At 72.4% G+C, this 18,203-nt stretch carries 17 protein-coding genes; 8 read left to right on the top strand and 9 right to left on the bottom strand.

Annotated features, from left to right (window positions below; all coding sequences use genetic code 11):
• Positions 1-71 precede the first annotated feature (71 nt).
• The 5 genes from AMK31_RS27260 (at position 72) to folE (ending at position 6,000) form a co-directional block, all read left to right on the top strand.
• On the top strand, positions 72-1,202 hold the full coding sequence (locus AMK31_RS27260; RefSeq protein ID WP_073943295.1) for a zinc-dependent metalloprotease: 1,131 nt from the start codon (positions 72-74) through the stop codon (positions 1,200-1,202).
• Between the two features lie 193 nt (positions 1,203-1,395).
• Positions 1,396-2,427 carry a tRNA lysidine(34) synthetase TilS gene (gene tilS / locus AMK31_RS27265; RefSeq protein WP_073943296.1) on the top strand — a complete coding sequence of 344 codons (1,032 nt, stop codon included), beginning with the start codon at positions 1,396-1,398 and terminating at the stop codon, positions 2,425-2,427.
• Between the two features lie 49 nt (positions 2,428-2,476).
• The gene (hpt, locus tag AMK31_RS27270; protein ID WP_031115895.1) at positions 2,477-3,037 is read left to right on the top strand and encodes a hypoxanthine phosphoribosyltransferase; all 561 of its coding nucleotides are present in this window, start codon (positions 2,477-2,479) and stop codon (positions 3,035-3,037) included.
• A gap of 183 nt (positions 3,038-3,220) precedes the next feature.
• Complete coding sequence (gene ftsH / locus AMK31_RS27275) at positions 3,221-5,251, top strand: ATP-dependent zinc metalloprotease FtsH (RefSeq protein ID WP_073943297.1); 2,031 nt, start codon at positions 3,221-3,223, stop codon at positions 5,249-5,251.
• A gap of 143 nt (positions 5,252-5,394) precedes the next feature.
• Positions 5,395-6,000, top strand: a complete 606-nt coding sequence (folE, locus tag AMK31_RS27280) for a GTP cyclohydrolase I FolE (RefSeq protein ID WP_073943298.1) — start codon at positions 5,395-5,397, stop codon at positions 5,998-6,000.
• A gap of 17 nt (positions 6,001-6,017) precedes the next feature.
• Here folE and AMK31_RS27285 read toward each other — a convergent pair whose 3' ends face one another.
• The 6 genes from AMK31_RS27285 to AMK31_RS27310 form a co-directional block, all read right to left on the bottom strand.
• Complete coding sequence (locus tag AMK31_RS27285; protein WP_073943299.1) at positions 6,018-6,506, bottom strand: DUF3180 domain-containing protein; 489 nt, start codon at positions 6,504-6,506, stop codon at positions 6,018-6,020.
• A 70-nt stretch (positions 6,507-6,576) separates the two neighbouring features.
• Complete coding sequence (gene folK, locus AMK31_RS27290; protein ID WP_073943300.1) at positions 6,577-7,188, bottom strand: 2-amino-4-hydroxy-6-hydroxymethyldihydropteridine diphosphokinase; 612 nt, start codon at positions 7,186-7,188, stop codon at positions 6,577-6,579.
• Positions 7,185-7,544, bottom strand: coding sequence for a dihydroneopterin aldolase (gene folB, locus AMK31_RS27295; protein ID WP_073943301.1), 360 nt, complete (start codon positions 7,542-7,544; stop codon positions 7,185-7,187). The genes folK and folB overlap by 4 nt, the downstream gene beginning before the upstream one ends.
• 293 nt (positions 7,545-7,837) lie before the next feature.
• Positions 7,838-8,341, bottom strand: coding sequence for a nuclear transport factor 2 family protein (locus AMK31_RS27300; protein WP_073943302.1), 504 nt, complete (start codon positions 8,339-8,341; stop codon positions 7,838-7,840).
• Positions 8,338-9,198 carry a dihydropteroate synthase gene (gene folP, locus AMK31_RS27305; protein ID WP_073943303.1) on the bottom strand — a complete coding sequence of 287 codons (861 nt, stop codon included), beginning with the start codon at positions 9,196-9,198 and terminating at the stop codon, positions 8,338-8,340. The genes AMK31_RS27300 and folP overlap by 4 nt, the downstream gene beginning before the upstream one ends.
• A 67-nt stretch (positions 9,199-9,265) precedes the next feature.
• Positions 9,266-11,077: a phosphatidylglycerol lysyltransferase domain-containing protein gene (locus AMK31_RS27310; RefSeq protein WP_073943304.1), complete on the bottom strand. Its 1,812-nt coding sequence runs from the start codon at positions 11,075-11,077 to the stop codon at positions 9,266-9,268.
• A gap of 340 nt (positions 11,078-11,417) precedes the next feature.
• Between AMK31_RS27310 and AMK31_RS27315 the strand changes: the two genes are divergently transcribed.
• The gene (locus tag AMK31_RS27315; protein ID WP_073943305.1) at positions 11,418-12,671 is read left to right on the top strand and encodes a hypothetical protein; all 1,254 of its coding nucleotides are present in this window, start codon (positions 11,418-11,420) and stop codon (positions 12,669-12,671) included.
• A 36-nt stretch (positions 12,672-12,707) separates the two neighbouring features.
• On the opposite strand, the gene AMK31_RS27320 is transcribed toward AMK31_RS27315, so the two are convergent.
• Entirely contained in the window at positions 12,708-14,042 is a 1,335-nt protein-coding gene (locus AMK31_RS27320) for a PH domain-containing protein (protein WP_073943306.1), read from the bottom strand.
• On the bottom strand, positions 14,039-14,542 hold the full coding sequence (locus AMK31_RS27325; RefSeq protein WP_073943307.1) for a PH domain-containing protein: 504 nt from the start codon (positions 14,540-14,542) through the stop codon (positions 14,039-14,041). The genes AMK31_RS27320 and AMK31_RS27325 overlap by 4 nt, the downstream gene beginning before the upstream one ends.
• A 31-nt stretch (positions 14,543-14,573) precedes the next feature.
• Between AMK31_RS27325 and AMK31_RS27330 the strand changes: the two genes are divergently transcribed.
• Complete coding sequence (locus tag AMK31_RS27330) at positions 14,574-15,725, top strand: NADH-quinone oxidoreductase subunit D (RefSeq protein ID WP_073943308.1); 1,152 nt, start codon at positions 14,574-14,576, stop codon at positions 15,723-15,725.
• Between the two features lie 30 nt (positions 15,726-15,755).
• Here the strand turns inward: AMK31_RS27330 and AMK31_RS27335 are convergent, their stop codons facing one another.
• Positions 15,756-16,781 carry an SAM-dependent methyltransferase gene (locus AMK31_RS27335; RefSeq protein ID WP_073943376.1) on the bottom strand — a complete coding sequence of 342 codons (1,026 nt, stop codon included), beginning with the start codon at positions 16,779-16,781 and terminating at the stop codon, positions 15,756-15,758.
• Between the two features lie 178 nt (positions 16,782-16,959).
• On the opposite strand from AMK31_RS27335, the gene AMK31_RS27340 reads away from it, so the two are divergent.
• Complete coding sequence (locus AMK31_RS27340) at positions 16,960-18,162, top strand: sensor histidine kinase (RefSeq protein ID WP_073943309.1); 1,203 nt, start codon at positions 16,960-16,962, stop codon at positions 18,160-18,162.
• The last annotated feature ends 41 nt before the right edge of the window (positions 18,163-18,203 follow it).

Genomic DNA, 18,203 nt, shown 5'->3' on the forward strand with positions numbered 1-18,203 from the left:
GGCCGCCCGCGGGACCCGTCGGCCCCTCGCACGCCCTGCCCCCGCGGGGACCCCTCACGTACGGTTGACACATGACGAGCATCGGTGGCACGGCATCCGGCATGGTCGACTGGAATCTCGCGGTGGCGACCGCGACCCGGCTCGTGCGGCCGGGCCCCGAGGTGAGCCGCGACGAGGCCCGCGCCGTCGTCGCGGAGCTGCGCCGGCACGCCAAAGCCTCGGAGGAACACGTCCGGGGCTTCACTCGTCTGGGCACCGAGGAGACCCACGACACGCCCGTCCTCGTCGTCGACCGCCCGGGCTGGATCCGCGCGAACGTCGCCGGCTTCCGGGAGATCCTCAAACCGCTGCTGGAGAAGATGCAGGAGCGCCGCGGCACCGGCGCCGGCAACGCGGTCCTCGGCGCCGTCGGCGGCAAGGTCACCGGCGTGGAGCTGGGCATGCTGCTGTCCTTCCTGGCCTCCCGCGTCCTCGGCCAGTACGAGACCTTCGCCCCCGCCACCCGCGACCTCCCGGCCGGCGCGAACGGCGGCGGCCGGCTGCTGCTCGTCGCCCCGAACATCGTCCACGTGGAGCGCGAACTCGACGTGGAGCCCCACGACTTCCGGCTGTGGGTGTGCCTGCACGAGGAGACCCACCGCACGCAGTTCACCGCGGTGCCCTGGCTCCGCGACCACCTCGAGGGCGAAATCCAGTCGTTCTTGGCGGAGACCGACGTCGACCCTATGACCGTCCTGGAACGCGTCCGGGAGGCCGCCCAGACGCTGGCCGGAGGCCGGCCCGAGGGCGAGGAGGACGACGGCGGCAGGTCCCTCGTCGAACTGGTGCAGACGCCCGCCCAGCGGGAGGTCCTGGGCCGCCTCACCGCCGTGATGTCCCTGCTGGAGGGCCACGCCGACTTCGTCATGGACGGCGTGGGACCCGACGTCGTCCCGTCCGTCGCGGAGATCCGCGAGAAGTTCCAGCAGCGCCGCGCGAAGGGCGCCTCCCGTCTGGATCTCGCCCTGCGCAAGCTCCTCGGGCTGGACGCCAAGCTGCGGCAGTACCGGGACGGCGAGCGCTTCGTCCGGGCCGTCGTCGACGAGGTCGGCGTCGACGGTTTCAACCGCGTGTGGACCTCGCCGAACACCCTCCCCACCAAGTCGGAGATCGCCAAACCGGCGGACTGGATCGCGAGGGTGCACCGCCGAAGCGAAACATGACATCGGGGTGAGACGTCGTGAACCGAATCCGGCCGACGGCAGGCGAACGCCCCTCCAATCACCCGTCCGAGGGAGCGTGAGCCGTGCACAGGCGTGCAATGCTCGGGGAACGGCCCGGTTCTGTCACCATCTACACACTCTGAGTGACCGTCTCGGGCTCACCCCCCGAAAAACTTCATGAAGGGAACCGGACATGGGTCCCCATCCTGCGGTCGCGGCGATACGCCTGGCGGTGCGCCGCGTCCTCCACGACCTCCTCAACGACCACACCCCCGACGCCTCCCCCGATGCCGGCACCGACGAGCCGACGCCCCCGCTGCTCGTCCTCGTGGCGTGCTCCGGCGGCGCCGACTCCATGGCGCTCGCCTCCGCCCTCGCCTTCGAGGCCCCCAAGCTCGGCATCCGCGCGGGCGGCGTCACCGTCGACCACGGGCTGCAGCCCGGCTCCGACCTGCGCGCCGAGGAAGTCGTCCTGCGCCTGCGCGGCCTCGGCCTCGACCCGGTCGAGTCCACCGCCGTGACCGTCGGCCGTGACGGCGGACCGGAGGCCGCCGCCCGCGACGCCCGGTACGCCGCCCTGGACGCCGCCGCCGAACGCCACGGCGCCGCCGCGATCCTGCTCGGCCACACCCGCGACGACCAGGCCGAGACCGTTCTGCTCGGACTCGCCCGCGGCTCCGGCATCCGCTCCCTGTCCGGAATGGCCGCGGTCTCGGGGGCCGGCGGCCGTTACCGGCGCCCCTTCCTGGAGCTCGACCGGCAGACCGCCCGCAAGGCCTGCATGGTCCAGTCGCTGCCCGTCTGGGACGACCCGCACAACGCCGACCCGGCCTACACCCGCTCCCGGCTGCGCCACGAGGGCCTGCCCGCCCTGGAGAAGGCCCTCGGCAAGGGCGTCGTCGAAGCCCTCGCCCGGACGGCCCAGCTCTCCCGCGACGACGCCGACGCCCTCGACGCCTGGGCCAGCCAGGCCGAGGCCACCGTCCGCGACGCCGCGGGCCTGCTGGAGTGCGCCAAGCTCTACGCCCTGCCGCCCGCCGTACGCCGCAGGATCCTGCGCCGCGCCGCCATCGAGGCCGGTGCCCCGGCCGGCTCCCTCTTCGCCCGCCACATCGAGGAAGTCGACCGGCTGATCACCGGCTGGCGTGGTCAGGGGGCCATCAACCTCCCCGGCAAAGTCGTCGCCCAGCGGCAGGGTGGCAGACTGGTGATTCGGCAAGGCTGAATCCCGGCCCCCTTCCGGGGGCGGGCAGCCGGTGGGACGACCGAAAGTGATGCGGGTGGACGCGAAAGACATGGGTGCCGACCTCCAGCAGGTACTCATCACCAAGGAAGAGATCGACGCCAAGCTGGCAGAGCTGGCCGCGAAGATCGACGCGGAGTACGCGGGCAAGGACCTGCTGATCGTCGGCGTCCTCAAGGGCGCGGTGATGGTCATGGCCGACCTCGCGCGGGCGCTGTCCACCCCCGTCACCATGGACTGGATGGCCGTGTCCTCCTACGGCGCGGGCACCCAGTCCTCCGGCGTCGTGCGGATCCTCAAGGACCTCGACACCGACATCAAGGGCAAGCACGTCCTCATCGTCGAGGACATCATCGACTCCGGCCTGACCCTGTCCTGGCTGATCTCCAACCTCGGCTCCCGCGAGCCCGCCTCGCTCAAGGTGTGCACGCTGCTGCGCAAGCCCGAGGCCGCCAAGGTCGCCATCGACGTCGAGTGGGTCGGCTTCGACATTCCCAACGAGTTCGTCGTCGGCTACGGCCTGGACTACGCCGAGAAGTACCGCAACCTGCCGTTCGTCGGTACGCTCGCGCCCCACGTCTACGGCGGCTGAGCCAGTGGAGCGGCCCTCGTAGGGGGAGCGGGAACCCCGGCGGGACTCGCGCCGTTGAAGCATGCAGACGGGATTGCCAGCCCTACTGCGCGGCTTCGGGCGACAATGCTGGGGTACCGTCAGAAGAACTGTCTTATCAAACTCACTATGGCAGGAGGGACGGGGCGGCACCGCTCCGTATGGATGGACGTGAAGCGATACTTCCGTGGGCCGGTCATGTGGATCGTGCTGGCCGTCCTTGCCGTGGTCGTGTTGATGCAGGTCGTCGGCTCGTCCGGCGGCTACAAGACGGTGGACACCGGCCAGGTCGTCCAGGCGATCAATGAGAACAAGGTCGAGTCGGCCAAGCTCACCACCGGCGACGAGCAGATCATCAAGGTCCAGCTCAAGGACGGCGTGAAGGTCGAGGACAGCTCGAAGATCCAGGCGAGCTACATCGGCGACCAGGGCGTGGACATCGCCAACACGCTGCAGAACAAGTACCAGGAGAAGCAGATCCCGGACGGTTACACCGTCTCGCCGTCGAAGCAGAACCCGTTCGTCGGCATCCTGCTCTCCCTGCTCCCCTTCGTCCTCATCGTCGTCGTCTTCCTGTTCCTGATGAACCAGATGCAGGGCGGCGGCTCCCGAGTGATGAACTTCGGCAAGTCGAAGGCCAAGCTCATCACCAAGGACACCCCCAAGACGACCTTCGCGGACGTCGCGGGCTCCGACGAGGCCGTCGAGGAACTGCACGAGATCAAGGAGTTCCTGCAGGAGCCGGCGAAGTTCCAGGCCGTCGGGGCGAAGATCCCCAAGGGCGTCCTGCTCTACGGCCCTCCCGGTACCGGCAAGACCCTGCTCGCGCGTGCCGTCGCGGGCGAGGCCGGCGTGCCGTTCTACTCGATCTCCGGTTCCGACTTCGTCGAGATGTTCGTCGGTGTCGGTGCCTCCCGGGTCCGTGACCTGTTCGAGCAGGCCAAGGCGAACGCCCCGGCGATCGTCTTCGTCGACGAGATCGACGCGGTCGGCCGCCACCGCGGCGCCGGCCTCGGCGGCGGTCACGACGAGCGCGAGCAGACCCTGAACCAGCTGCTCGTCGAGATGGACGGCTTCGACGTCAAGGGCGGCGTCATCCTGATCGCCGCCACGAACCGCCCGGACATCCTCGACCCGGCGCTGCTGCGTCCCGGCCGTTTCGACCGCCAGATCGCCGTCGACCGCCCCGACATGCAGGGCCGTCTGGAGATCCTCAAGGTCCACCAGAAGGGCAAGCCGGTCGCCCCGGACGTCGACCTGTCGGCCGTCGCCCGCCGTACGCCCGGCATGACCGGTGCCGACCTGGCGAACGTGCTCAACGAGGCCGCCCTGCTGACGGCCCGCAGCGACCAGAAGCTCATCGACAACAAGATGCTCGACGAGGCCATCGACCGCGTCGTGGCGGGCCCGCAGAAGCGGACCCGGATCATGTCGGACAAGGAGAAGAAGATCACCGCGTACCACGAGGGCGGACACGCCCTGGTCGCGGCGGCCTCCCCGAACTCCGACCCGGTCCACAAGATCACGATCCTGTCCCGCGGCCGCGCCCTCGGCTACACGATGGTGCTCCCGGACGAGGACAAGTACTCGACCACGCGCAACGAGATGCTCGACCAGCTGGCCTACATGCTGGGCGGCCGCGCGGCCGAGGAACTGGTCTTCCACGACCCGACCACCGGTGCCGCCAACGACATCGAGAAGGCCACCAACCTGGCCCGCGCGATGGTCACGCAGTACGGCATGACGGAGCGCCTGGGCGCGATCAAGTTCGGCGGTGACAACACCGAGCCGTTCCTCGGACGCGAGATGGCGCACCAGCGCGACTACTCCGAGGAGGTCGCGGCGCTGGTCGACGAAGAGGTCAAGAAGCTCATCGAGACCGCGCACAACGAGGCGTGGGAGATCCTGGTCGAGAACCGCGACGTGCTCGACAACCTGGTCCTGGCCCTCCTGGAGAAGGAGACCCTGGGCAAGGAGGAGATCGCCGAGATCTTCGCCCCGATCGTCAAGCGCCCGCCGCGGCCCGCGTGGACCGGCTCCTCGCGGCGCACCCCGTCGACCCGCCCGCCGGTGCTCTCCCCCAAGGAGCTGGCACTGACGAACGGCGCGAACGGCGCGACGGCGGCGCTCACGGCCAAGTCCACGGCCACGGAGTCCGTCCCGGACCCGGTCCAGGAGGACCGCTCCGACAGCTGACCCGGACACCGGTGTCCGCCCCTGGCGGCCCCACCAGGCCCGGAATGGATGCCGCGCCCCCCTGGTTCTAACCTGGGGGGCGCGGCTTTCCGCCATTCTCGGGCTGCCAGGCACGCACGACACACAGGAACGAGGCACCACACATGACCGACCCCGTGACGCTGGACGGCGAGGGCACCATCGGCGAGTTCGACGAGAAGCGCGCCGAGAACGCCGTACGCGAACTCCTGATCGCGGTCGGCGAGGACCCGGACCGCGAGGGGCTGAGGGAGACGCCGGCGCGGGTGGCGCGGGCCTACAAGGAGATATTCGCCGGCCTGTGGCAGCAGCCCGAGGACGTGCTGACGACCACGTTCGACCTCGGGCACGACGAGATGGTGCTCGTGAAGGACATCGAGGTGTACTCGACCTGCGAGCACCACCTGGTGCCGTTCCGGGGCGTGGCGCACGTCGGCTACATCCCGTCCACCAGCGGCAAGATCACCGGTCTGTCGAAGCTGGCCCGGCTGGTGGACGTCTACGCCCGTCGTCCGCAGGTGCAGGAACGACTCACCACGCAGGTCGCGGACGCCCTGATGGAGATCCTCGAGCCGCGCGGTGTGATCGTGGTCATCGAGTGCGAGCACATGTGCATGTCGATGCGCGGCATCCGCAAGCCCGGCGCCAAGACCATCACCTCGGCGGTGCGCGGTCAGCTGCGGGACGCGGCCACCCGCAACGAGGCGATGAGCCTGATCATGGCCCACTGACGGGCGGCGGCCCCGGCTCAGGCCGTGGACGCCGCGCCTGGGCCGCCGTTCTCGTCGTCCTCCGGAAGCTTGCAGACCCGCTCCAGGAAGATCGCCGCCGCTATCACGGCGATGCCGGCCACGACCGAGAAACCGGCGTAGATCGCCTGGTCGCGGCGGGCCGGGATGTCCAGGGACTCCAGGAGGAAGACGCCCGCGCCGCCGTACATCCCGGCGACGAGGGCGGCCACCAGGGCGCTGGCCTGGCCGAAGACCACCGCGCGGGCCGCCATCAGCGGGTCGACGCCCTTGGCGCCGGGGCGGCGCTCGCGCTGGGCCCTGAGCCGGGAGCGCAGCGAGAGCGCCGTGGCCAGCAGGACCGCGGCGATCAGCGCCAGCACGATGGGGGCGGCCAGCGGGACGCTCGGCAGGGTGCCCAGCGAGCTCCACAGGCGGGCGCCCGCCCAGGACAGCACCCCGGCGACGGCGAACACGCCGGCCAGCACCCTGATGCGCAGCTCTCTCACGGTGTCCCTTCGGCTTCCCGGGTCTCCGGCTGGCGGATCTTCCCGATGACGGTCGTCTCGACCTTAACGACTACTCGGGCAGCCGGAGTTCCAGGTCCGCGCGGGCCGTCACGCCCTCGCGGGTGAGCGCGTCGAGCAGGTCCGCGACGGCGCCACGGCCGGGCAGTTGGGCGTCGGGGTCCACGTCGTGCCACGGGGCGAGGACGAAGGCACGCTCGTGGGCGCGCGGGTGGGGGAGGGTGAGCCGCGGGTCGTCGGAGACGACGTCGGCGTACGAGACGATGTCGACGTCGAGGGTGCGCGCGCCCCAGCGCTCGTCCCGCACCCGGTGGAACGCCTCCTCGACCGCGTGCGCCCGCTCCAGCAGCGAGGACGCCGGCAGGGTCGTCTTGAGCACCACGACGGCGTTGAAGTACGACGGCTGGCTGCCGGGCTCGACGCCCCACGGCTCCGTCTCGTACACCGGCGACACCGCCTTGATCCGCACGCCCGGGGTGTCCTCCAGGGCGTCGACGGCCCCCTGGAGGGTCTCCAGGCGGTTGCCGAGGTTGGAGCCGAGGGAGAGCACGGCGAGTTTGGGATTGTGCAGGGTGGTGTCGGCGGCGTCGACCTTCTCGACGACGGAGGCGGGCACCGGCTGTACGGTCGGGTCGGTGGGACCCTGCGTGAAGGACGCGGTCATGCTCGGCTCCGGGTGATGGTGACGGTCACGTCGTCGAAGGGCACCGTGATCGGCGCGTCCGGCTTGTGGACGCAGACCTCCACCTCCTGGACCCCTTCGTGCTTCAGACAGGTCTGGGCGATGCGCTCGGCGAGCGTCTCGATGAGGTCGACCGGCTCGCCCTCGACGACCGCCACGACCTCTTCCGCCACGATGCCGTAGTGCACGGTCTTCGCCAGGTCGTCGTCGGCCGCGGCCGGTCGGGTGTCCAGCCCCAGGACGAGGTCCACGATGAAGGTCTGGCCCTCCTCGCGCTCCTTGGGGAACACACCGTGGTGTCCACGGGCCTTCAGGCCGCGCAGCGCGACACGATCCACGCGAATCACTCCTGCAATCGTCGGTTGTGGCCGGTTCGTGCCGTGTGCGGACGGCGCACCGGCCTCGGACGAATCTACCTGCGGACACTGACAGGACCGGGCCACGGGGCGTGGGTCCGGGCAGGAGCCGGGAGGTCTTCATCGGGCGTTTCCCCTGGAGAGCCCGGTGGCTCACGGGCCGGTGGCCGCCTCCGCCCGGGCGTCCGTGATTCCAGCCACTCCTTGGTTCCTTCGGGCCCCTTCCGGTGCGCGAACCGGTGTGGGCACCGGCTTCCGCAGGACCGCCTACCCACTCAGGCGGGGGTGTCGTCGCCTTCTTCGTCGTCGCTTTCGGTCAGGACGGGGGAAGCGTGGTGCGACCAGAGCTTCCACCCCTCGGGCGTGCGCCGGTACACGTTGGTGGCGACCACGAGCTGCCCCACGAGCGGGCCCAGCTCGTCGCCCTCCGCCGGGGCGGGGCCGCCGCTGAGGATGTTCTCGGTGCAGGTGACCAGGGCGGTGTCGCCGGTGACGGAGACGTGCACGTCGGTGAGGAAGAACTGGATGTAGTCGGTGTTCGCCATGATCAGCGCGTACGAGCGCAGGACCTCGCCGCGGCCGGTGAGGACCGGCCAGCCGGGGTGCACGCAGGAGACCACGCCGGTGTCCGCCGGGTCGTGGTAGGTCTCGTCGACGCCCAGGTCGGACGGCGTGAGCCAGAGCCCGGAGACGGCTTCGAAGTCGCCGCGTTCCAGTGCTTCGTAGAAGGCGGTGTTGGCGAGCTCGACCTGCTCGACGTCGGTGTGCGGGGCGCTCACCGCGCTCCTTCCACGGCGCGCGCGACCCGTACCGCGTCCGCCGTCGCGCGCACCTCGTGCACGCGCACCGCCCACGCGCCGGCGTGCGCCGCGAGCGCGGAGACGGCGGCCGTCGCGGCGTCGCGCTCCCGCGCGGGCGGTGGGGCGGCCTCCGGGCCGGCGAGCACCCGCCCGAGGAACCGCTTGCGGGAGGCGGCGACGAGCAGCGGGTGGCCGAGGTCGCGCAGCCGGTGCAGGTGGGCGAGCAGGGCCAGGTCGTGATCCGCGTCCTTGGAGAACCCGAGGCCCGGGTCGACGACGATCCGGTCGGCGGGGATCCCGCCCTCCATGACGGCCTCCACGCGCGCGTGGAGCTCGTCCACGACCTCGGTGACGACGTCGTCGTAGACGCCCCGGACGTTGCCGCCCTCCAGGAAGCCGCGCCAGTGCATGACGACGAAGGGCGCTCCGGCGTCCGCGACGACCGGGATCATCGCCGGGTCGGCGAGGCCGCCGCTGACGTCGTTGACGAGCGCGGCGCCGGCCGCGAGGGACCGCTCGGCGACCGAGGCGCGCATGGTGTCGACGGAGATGACGACGCCCTCGGAGGCCAGGCCGCGGACGACGGGGATGACGCGGCGCAGCTCCTCCTCCTCGTCCACCCGCGTGGCACCGGGGCGGGTGGACTCGCCGCCGACGTCGACCAGGTCGGCGCCCTGGGCGACCATCTCCAGGCCGTGCTTGACCGCGGCGGTCGTGTCGAACCAGCGGCCGCCGTCGGAGAAGGAGTCGGGCGTCACGTTGACGACGCCCATGACCGCGCAGCGGTCCCATTCCGGAAGGCCCGCGATGTGTCCGCGTCCGCTCTGGTTGCTCATACGTTCAGCGTAGGCCCCGATGGCTTGCGCCTCTCCACGCGGCGTACGGCCGGGCCCGGCCGGGGCGTCACGCCGCGCGGACGTTCCTTTCCGGCAGGGCGTGGGCGCACGGGCGCGGCGCGGGCCGGCGGCGGCGCAGCCGGCGCGGCAGCAGCCGGGCCGGGTCCAGGAAGCCCTCTGCCTGCATGGCCGCGAAGCCGATCCGCGGCAGGTCGGCGGACGCGCGGTAGACGACGAAACGCGGCTCCCAGCGCGGCCGGAACTTCGCGTTGAACTTGTACAGCGACTCGATCTGGAACCAGCGGGACAGAAACACCAGCAGCCCGCGCCAGGCGCGCAGCACCGGCCCCGCGCCGATCTTCTCGCCGCGCGCCAACGCGGCGCGGAACATGGCGAAGTTGAGGGACACGCGCGTGATGCCGAATTTCGGCGCGGCCTGGAGGGCGGCGACGATCAGCAGTTCGTTCATGCCGGGGTCCGCCGAGCGGTCGCGGCGCATCAGGTCCAGGGAGACCCCGTCGGGGCCCCAGGGCACGAAGTGCAGGACGGCCATCAGGTCGCCGTACGGGCCCGGCTCGGCGTCGGCCTTGTGCGCGGTGGCGATCAGGCAGTCGCCGTCGGCGCTGTCGCCGATGCGGCCCAGCGCCATGGAGAAGCCGCGTTCGCTGTCGGTGCCGCGCCAGTCGTCGGCGGCGCGGCGGATCCGCTCCAGCTCGGCCTCGCCGAGGTCACGGACATGTCGTACCCGGGTCTGGTAACCGGCGCGCTCGATGCGCTTGACCATCTGGCGCACGTTGCGCATCGCGCGGCCGGCGAGGGAGAAATCCGCGACGTCCACCACCGCCTCGTCACCCAGTTCGAGGGCGTCGAGGCCGGTCTCGCGGGTCCACACCTCACCGCCCGTCTCGGAGCAGCCCATGACGGCGGGGGTCCAGGAGTGGGCGCGGGCCTCGTCCATGAAGCGTTCGATGGCGCCGGGCCAGGCCTCGACGTCGCCGATCGGGTCACCGCTGGCGAGCATCACGCCCGACACCACGCGGTAGGTGACCGCGGCCTTCCCGCTGGGCGAGAAGACGACGGCCTTGTCGCGGCGCAGCGCGAAGTGGCCGAGCGAGTCGCGGCCGCCGTGCTTCTCCAGCAGGGCCCGCAGCCGGGTCTCGTCCTCCTCGGTCAGCCGCGCGGCGGGGTGTTCGGGCCGCAGGGCGAGATAGACGGTGGTGACGGCGGTGAGCAGGCCCAGGGCGCCCAGGGAGAAGGCGACCGTCCAGGAGGTGCTGCCGCGGTAGCCGACGGGCCCCTCCAGGCCGAACAGGCCGTACAGGACATGGGCGATGCGGTCGGCGAGGCTCGGGTCGCCGACGATACGGCCGGGGTGGGCGCTGACGATGACCAGTCCGAGGGCGAGCGAACCGGCGCCCATGAGAACGAAGTTGGCGAGGGCGCGCCACCGGCTGCGCGGGTCGGGCAGGGCCGCGAACTGGTCGCGGTGCCGCAGCAGGAACGTCAGCAGGGCGAGCGAGATGACCACGCCCAGCAGGGAGTGCCGGTAGGTGAACTGGGCGACCGCGCCGACCGGCAGCAGACCGACGGCGGCCCGCCAGGCGCGCCGCTTGTGCCGCCTGAGGCCGTGGGCGAGCAGCAGCAACAGCACGCCCGCGCTGAGCGAGAGCGCGGCCGCGAACGGCCCGAGCGCGCCGGGCAGCACTTCGGCGAGGGCGTGCATACGGCTGTGCCTGAAGCGCGGGAAGACGCCCGCGGCGATGTCCAGGAGCCCCACGAGGGCGCAGGCCCTGGCGACGAGGGCCGGTACGGACTCCGGCCGCGGCCCGCGCGGGAGTCGCCGCGTGCGCTTCGGCCGGCCCGGAACCCGGCCCGGCACTTCCCCATCTTCCCTGACAGACATCGCATCCCGTAGTTCCGCGCGAGACCTCGACTCCGGTGCCGATTCGGGCATCCGGCGACATTGCGCCCTCTAGGACGGTGTCTTGGGAAGGGAGGTTCACTCCTTACGGCAAGCGCGTTCAAAGGACTCCGGGTCGGAAATGATCTTGTGGAATTCGGAGACGGGGGCATTCACTCCCCGCCGGGTTTCCTGATGCGCTGTGAACCCTTCCGCTTCGCTTTCTTTTTGCGGCCCAGGGCACCACGATTCGCCTACGCGCGGTAAGTTTCTGGCCATGCCACGTGGACGTCACCGCCATTCCCCTCCTTTGCACAGGATGCTTCCCCCCTCGGCGATCGCAGGCGTCTCCTTCGTCTGCGCCCTCGGCCCCTGGGTGTTCACGGAACCGATGGTGCTGCGAGGGCTGGCCGCGGCCGCCGCGGTGACGGCGGCGGTCGGCGCGGTCGTCATGCGGCGCTGGGACACCCAGGCGGGCAAACGCGTCGCCGACCTCACGCGCGCGCGGGCGAGCGACGAGTGGCGCTTCGAGGAGCGGGTCGCCGAACTGGAGGCCGACCTCGACGAGTCGCGCGAGCTGCGCCGCAAGCTGGAGCAGCGGCTGCGCGCCAAGCGCACCGAACTGGCCGGTCTGCGCAACGAGCACGCCGCCCTGCTGCGCCGGTACGCCACGGCCGAGACCGAGCGGGCGAGCGCCCTCGAAGGCCGGCGGCTGCTGGAACTGGAGGCCGCGGTGCCCGCGCGGGCGCTGCCGCCGGTGCCGGTGCGCGAGTCGGAGCCGGAGCAGGCGGAGACGGCGGGGATGTCGGAGCAGGCGGCGGAGGCCGCCGAGGAGAAGCCGGGCGTGCCCGCGCTCTTCTCCCCGGAGGGCTCCCGGCTGTTCCTGCGGGCCGGCGCGGCACTGGCCCGGCTCGACACCGATGCCGACGTGGCGGCCGAGGGCAAGGCCAAGGACGCGCCCAAGGACGCGCCCAAGGGTGCCGCCAATGACGTGACCAAGGACGCGGGCAAGGCTGACGCGGCCTCTGATTCCGGTATCAAGACCGACCCGGCGACGGCTTCCGACCGGTCCGGTGCCTCCGTGCCGCGGCAGGCCGCCGCGCCGGACGCCGCGCGCCCCACCGAGACGGAGGCCGCGCCGGAGGACGAGGCACAGGGGAAGCCCGAGGCGGCCGCCGGGCAGGAGCACGCGGCCGCCGCCTCCACGGACCCGGCCGCCGAGCCGCCCGCCGGGCAGCAGCCCGCGGGGCACTTCACCGTGCCGACCGCGGTCGCCGTCGTACCGGCCGCTCCCGCGCGGCGTCCCGCGATCGAGGGCGGATTCGACTTCTTCGGCACCAAGGACAAGGCCGCCGACTCCGCCGCTCTGGAGGCCGTGCAGAACGAGGACCTGGCCGACGTCGTCGGCCAGGAGGCGCTGGACGAGCACCAGGCCGAGGCCGGGGACGCGTCCGAGGACGGTCCCGGGCAGGCCGCTGCCGCCGAGCCCGCCGTCGGTCACGTCATCGACCTCACGGCGCACGACGAGACGGAGCAGATCGACCTGCAGGGACTGCGCAGCGCGGCCTCCTGAGGTCACCGCCGGTGGATGGCGTAGCGCCCGAGGGCGCTACGCCATCCACCGGTCCGGCCGCGCGTCCCTCCGGCCCGTCCGTGACCGCTCCGCCTGCTCCCGCAGGAGCCGAGCGGCCTCCTCCGCGTCCCTCAGGCGCGCTGTGACGGTGTGCCCGGCGCCGGTGTCCACCCGCACGTCCGCGAGGCCCCACACGCGCTCCCAGGGCCCTTGGGTGAGCCGTACGCTCTGCACCTTCGCGTGCGGGACGAGCGCGAGGCTGCGGCCCAGCAGTCCGCGCCGGGCGGCGAAGACGGCGTCGGTGACCGTGAAGCCGTAGCCCCGCCACCACAGCGGCAGGCAGCGGCCCGCGCGGCGCGGGGAGCCCGACAGCTCCGGCCCGCGCGGGACGGTCACCCCGGGGAGCACGCGTTCGACCAGGGACTCGGCGACCTCGCGCGGGGCCACCGGCAGCAGCGCGGAGTTCGACGACCCGGCCACGTCCAGCTCCACCCGGACCCAGCCGCGCCGCCGCCACAGCAGCGGTTCCACGATCCGCACGCTCTGCACGCGCCCCGGCGGCACCGTCTCGTGGACGCGGTCGAGCAGTCCGCGGTCGACCCGCAGTCCGTCCGGGGACTCGGCGACCGTCCAGTCGTAGTCGGCGACGAACCGCCCCACGCTGGTCGCGCCCGCCGCGCCGAGCAGCGGCAGCGCGGTCGCGAGGACCGTCCACAGGTTGTGGGTGGTGAACCACAGGACCGGCGGTACGACGAGCGCGGCGGCCAGCGAGCCCCAGGCGGCGCCCGTCAGCAACAGGGAGAGCGCGAGGACGCCGGGCGGCACGCGCAGCAGCTGACGCGCCGGCGCCTCGCCGACCTCGTGCGCCGTCTCGGGCGCGAAACCGGCCGCCCGCGCGAGCAGCTCGGCGCGCAGGGCACGCGCCTCGCTCTGGCCCAGGAAGGCGAGTTCGTCCTTCTTGCCGGTCCCGACGACGTCGAGTCTGAGCTTCGCGACGCCCGCCACGCGCGCGAGGAGCGGCTGGGTGACGTCGACGGCCTGGATGCGTTCCAGCCGGATGTGCGCGGTGCGCCGGAATATCAGGCCGGTGCGTATGCGCAGTTCCGTCTCGGTGACCGCGAAGTGCGTGAACCACCAGGTGAGGAAGCCGTACAGGGCGGCGGCCGGGATGAGCACGGCGAGCGCGATCAGCAGGGTGGTCGTGGTCAGCCGGGCCAGCTGGCGCTGCGCCTGGTCCGGGTCGTGCGCCGCCCAGCCGAGCAGCACGGCGACCGGCGCCCACGCCCGCCGCAACGGCGTCACGGGATGCAGCCGCCGCTCGCTCACGGTCTGGTCGCGGCGTACGGCGTCGTCGGTGTCCGGCGTGCTCACAGCCCCGCCGATCGGGCCTCGCCCAGCTCGGTGAGCCGGTCGCGCAGCCGTTCCGCCTCGGCCGGGTCGAGGCCGGGGATGGTCGCGTCGGTGGCGGCGGCCGCGGTGTGCAGCTGCACGCTGGCCAGCCCGAAGTGCCGCTCCAGCGGGCCGGAGGTGACCTCCACGAGCTGCATGCGCCCGTACGGCACGACCGTCTCCTCACGCCACAGCACGCCCCGGCTGATCAGCAGGTCGTCGGCGCGCTCGGCGTACCGCCAGGAGCGCCAGTTGCGGTCGGCCAGGACCCAGCCCCACGCCATCAGGGCCAGCGGCAGCAGCGCGAACGCCGCCCACGCGGGCCCCACCAGCAGCCAGAGCGTCAGTCCGCCGCCCAGTGCCAGCACTCCCAGCCAGACCACCAGCAACAGCCGCCGCATCCGCAGCAGCCCCGGAGGCAGTCCGGTCCACACCGGCTCGGCCCCCGTCACCTCCGTGCCCCGTGGGCTCCCCGTTTCCATGAGGCCAGCGTACGTAGGGGAGACTGGGGCCATGACTCCTACGACGGAGACCACGGTCGGGATCGGCGGCGCCGCGGAGAGCACCGACATGGTGCTCAACATCGGGCCTCAGCACCCGTCCACGCACGGTGTGCTGCGACTGCGGCTGCTCCTGGACGGCGAGCGCATCACGAGCGCGGAGCCGGTGATCGGCTACATGCACCGGGGCGCGGAGAAGCTGTTCGAGGCGCGCGACTACCGCCAGATCATCATGCTCGCCAACCGCCACGACTGGCTGTCGGCGTTCTCCAACGAGCTGGGGGTGGTCCTGGCCGTCGAGCGGATGCTCGGCATGGAGGTGCCCGCACGCGCGGTGTGGACGCGCACGCTGCTCGCCGAGCTGAACCGGGTGCTCAACCACCTGATGTTCCTCGGCTCCTACCCCCTGGAGCTGGGCGGCATCACGCCGGTCTTCTACGCGTTCCGGGAGCGCGAGGTCCTCCAGAACGTCATGGAGGAGGTGTCCGGCGGGCGTATGCACTACATGTTCAACCGCGTCGGCGGCCTCAAGGAGGACCTGCCGGCCGGCTGGACCGCACGCGCGCGTGCCGCCGTCGCCGCGGTGCGCTCACGCATGGACGTCTACGACGACCTGGTGCTCGGCAACGAGATCTTCCGGGGGCGCACGCGGGGCGTGGGCGCGCTCACCCCCGAGGCGGTGCACTCCTACGGCGTGAGCGGCCCCATCGCGCGCGCCTCGGGCGTCGACTTCGACCTGCGCCGCGACGAGCCGTACCTGGCCTACGGCGAGCTCCAGGACACCCTCAAGGTCGTCACCCGCCGGGAGGGCGACTGCCTCGCCCGCTTCGAGTGCCTGCTGGAGCAGACCCACAACGCGCTCGACCTCGCCGACGCCTGTCTCGACCGGCTCACCGAGCTGCCGCCCGGGCCGATCAACCAGCGCCTGCCCAAGGTGCTGAAGGCGCCCGAGGGGCACACCTACGCGTGGACCGAGAACCCGCTCGGCATCAACGGCTACTACCTCGTCAGCAAGGGCGAGAAGACGCCGTACCGGCTGAAGCTGCGCTCGGCTTCGTACAACAACATCCAGGCGCTCACCGAGCTGCTGCCGGGCACGCTGGTGGCCGACATGGTGGCGATCCTGGGGTCGATGTTCTTCGTGGTCGGGGACATCGACAAGTAGGCAGACAGGACGGGCGGGACGGGCGGACGGTCAGCGCTCGCCCGCCGCCGTCCCGGCCAGTGGGTCCGGGATGCCGACCGGCTGCACCAGCCAGCCGAAGTCGCCGAGGCCGCCCGGCGCGGTGAGCTCCGCCGCCTCGCCGGCGCTCGCGAGGGCGCGCACGTAGGCCGCGGGGTCCGTGGAGGCGAGCGTGAGCGGGGGGCGTGCGCCTGCGACCCCCAGGGCGTGCAAGGCGTCGCGTTGCCGCAGTACGCGCCCCCCGGGGAGCGTGCACGCGTCCAGCGCCACATGCGCCGTGATGTCGCAGGACCCGTCCGGCACCGGCGCCGTCTCCCGTCCCTCCCGGAAGCCGGTGAGCGTCCCGAACGGGGGGCGCGTGTCCGCCGTGTGCGCGTAGTCCACGGCCACCGCGAGCCCCCGCTCCACACAGGAGACGGCCGACGCCCACGCGGTGTCCCTGGGGAGCCCGATCTCCGCCCGCAGTCCCTCCTCGCCGGGCAGCGGCCACCACCGCTCCAGCCACGCCGCCTCCGCGCCCGCGACCGGCTCCCCGAGCCGTTCCGTCCCGTCCGCCCGCACCAGCACCCGCCGTGGGACCCCCGCGCGGTCCGTCTCGACGACCTCCACGGGCACGTTGTCCAGCCACTCGTTGGCGAACAGCAGCCCGGTGAGCCCCGCGGGCGGCTCGGACCGCCACTCGATGCGGTGATCGAGCCCGTCCGGACGGTCGGCGATCTCGACGGCGTACGCGCGCGTGCGGGCGGCCACCTCGGCGGGCAGCGCGGCCAGCACACCGGTGACGAGTTCGCCGCGCCCCGCCGCCATGTCCACGAAACCGAGCGCCGCCGGGCGGCCCAGCGCCTCGTCGACCCGGCACAGCAGCGCGGCCACCGCCCGCGCGAACAGCGGCGACGCGTGCACGGACGTACGGAAGTGCCCGGCAGGGCCCTCGGGCCTGCGATAGAAGCCGCCCGGCCCGTACAGCGCCGCCTCGGCCGCCGCCCGCCACCCCTGCCGACCGTCACCCGGCGCCCCGGCAGCCGTAACGCCGGTCACATCGCCGGGTTCGTCGCCGGTCGTATCGCGGGGCTCGTCACCGGTCACATCGTGCGTCACATCGCCAGGCTAGGCGCACAGGAGAACGGCTCCTCCACCTTGGGGAGTACGCGGGCCCGCTCCGTATCGATCCTCCGGTTGACCCCCGCACGCATCACGCTTCCCTACGCTGGGTTACGTGCAACGCCTCTATGACTTCCTCCGCAGGCACCCGACATGGGTCGACGGCTTCTGGGCCGTGATCCTCCTCGGGATCTCCCTTGTGGGCGGACAGGTCGAGCAGGAGAACCGGGGCACGGATCTGCCGGTCCTGTGGGTGCCCGTCGTGGTGCTGCTCAGCCTGGTGGTCGCGCTGCGTCGCCGGATGCCGGAGAAGATGCTGCTGCTGGCGGCCGCGGTGGGCGTGGCGCAGCTGGTGCTGGACGTCGCCACGACGCCCGCGAACTTCGCCATGCTGGTGATCGTCTTCACGGTGGCTGCGACGGGGGCGCGCTGGGCCTCCCGGTTCGCGCTGATCGCCGCGCTGGTCGCGGCACCGCTCGCGCAGCTGCGCTGGCCGTCCCCCGACGGCGGCACGGCGGGACACATCGTGGGCACGGTCTTCACGACCGTGCCGTTCGCGCTGGCCTGGGTGCTCGGCGACTCGATCCGCACCCGCCGCGCCTACTTCGCGCAGCTCGAGGAGCGCGCCGCCCGCCTGGAGAAGGAGCGCGAGGCACAGGCCAAGGTCGCCGTCGCCGCCGAGCGCGCCCGGATCGCCCGCGAGCTGCACGACGTCGTCGCGCACAACGTGTCGGTGATGGTGGTGCAGGCCGACGGCGCCGCCTACGTCCTCGACGCCGCGCCCGACCAGGCGAAGAAGGCCCTGGAGACCATCTCCTCCACCGGCCGGCAGGCGCTCGCCGAGATGCGCCGGCTGCTCGGCGTGCTGCGCACCGGCGAGCACCAGGAGGGCGGGGAGTACGTCCCGCAGCCCGACGTCGAGCAGATCGAGGACCTGGTCGAGCAGTGCCGGGTGTCCGGGCTGCCGGTCGACTTCAAGGTCGAGGGCACCCCGCGCCCGCTGCCCAGCGGCGTCGAGCTGACCGCCTACCGCATCGTGCAGGAGGCGCTGACCAACACCCGCAAGCACGGCGGCCCGAACGCGGGCGCCAGCGTGCGTCTGGTCTACTTCGACGACGGCCTCGGCCTGCTGGTGGAGGACGACGGCAAGGGCGCCCCGCACGAGCTGTACGAGGAGGGCGGCGCCGACGGACAGGGCCACGGCCTGATCGGCATGCGCGAGCGGGTCGGCATGGTCGGCGGCACCCTGGACGCCGGTCCCCGCCCCGGCGGAGGATTCCGCATCAGCGCCCTGCTGCCGCTCAAACCAGCGCACTGACGCCCGCGCACGCCCCCTGTTGACACCTGTCACACCCCCCG

Origin of the sequence: Streptomyces sp. TSRI0107, assembly GCF_001905845.1 — a bacterium.
Taxonomy (GTDB): domain Bacteria; phylum Actinomycetota; class Actinomycetes; order Streptomycetales; family Streptomycetaceae; genus Streptomyces.

What these genes read in the sequence shown, in the direction of transcription:
- AMK31_RS27260 (WP_073943295.1), top strand. Translation starts at nt 72, where the DNA reads ATGACGAGCATCGGTGGCACGGCATCCGGCATGGTCGACTGGAATCTC.
- tilS (WP_073943296.1), top strand. Translation starts at nt 1,396, where the DNA reads ATGGGTCCCCATCCTGCGGTCGCGGCGATACGCCTGGCGGTGCGCCGC.
- hpt (WP_031115895.1), top strand. Translation starts at nt 2,477, where the DNA reads ATGCGGGTGGACGCGAAAGACATGGGTGCCGACCTCCAGCAGGTACTC.
- ftsH (WP_073943297.1), top strand. Translation starts at nt 3,221, where the DNA reads ATGGACGTGAAGCGATACTTCCGTGGGCCGGTCATGTGGATCGTGCTG.
- folE (WP_073943298.1), top strand. Translation starts at nt 5,395, where the DNA reads ATGACCGACCCCGTGACGCTGGACGGCGAGGGCACCATCGGCGAGTTC.
- folK (WP_073943300.1), bottom strand. Translation starts at nt 7,188, where the DNA reads ATGACCGCGTCCTTCACGCAGGGTCCCACCGACCCGACCGTACAGCCG.
- folP (WP_073943303.1), bottom strand. Translation starts at nt 9,198, where the DNA reads ATGAGCAACCAGAGCGGACGCGGACACATCGCGGGCCTTCCGGAATGG.
- AMK31_RS27315 (WP_073943305.1), top strand. Translation starts at nt 11,418, where the DNA reads ATGCTTCCCCCCTCGGCGATCGCAGGCGTCTCCTTCGTCTGCGCCCTC.
- AMK31_RS27325 (WP_073943307.1), bottom strand. Translation starts at nt 14,542, where the DNA reads ATGGAAACGGGGAGCCCACGGGGCACGGAGGTGACGGGGGCCGAGCCG.
- AMK31_RS27330 (WP_073943308.1), top strand. Translation starts at nt 14,574, where the DNA reads ATGACTCCTACGACGGAGACCACGGTCGGGATCGGCGGCGCCGCGGAG.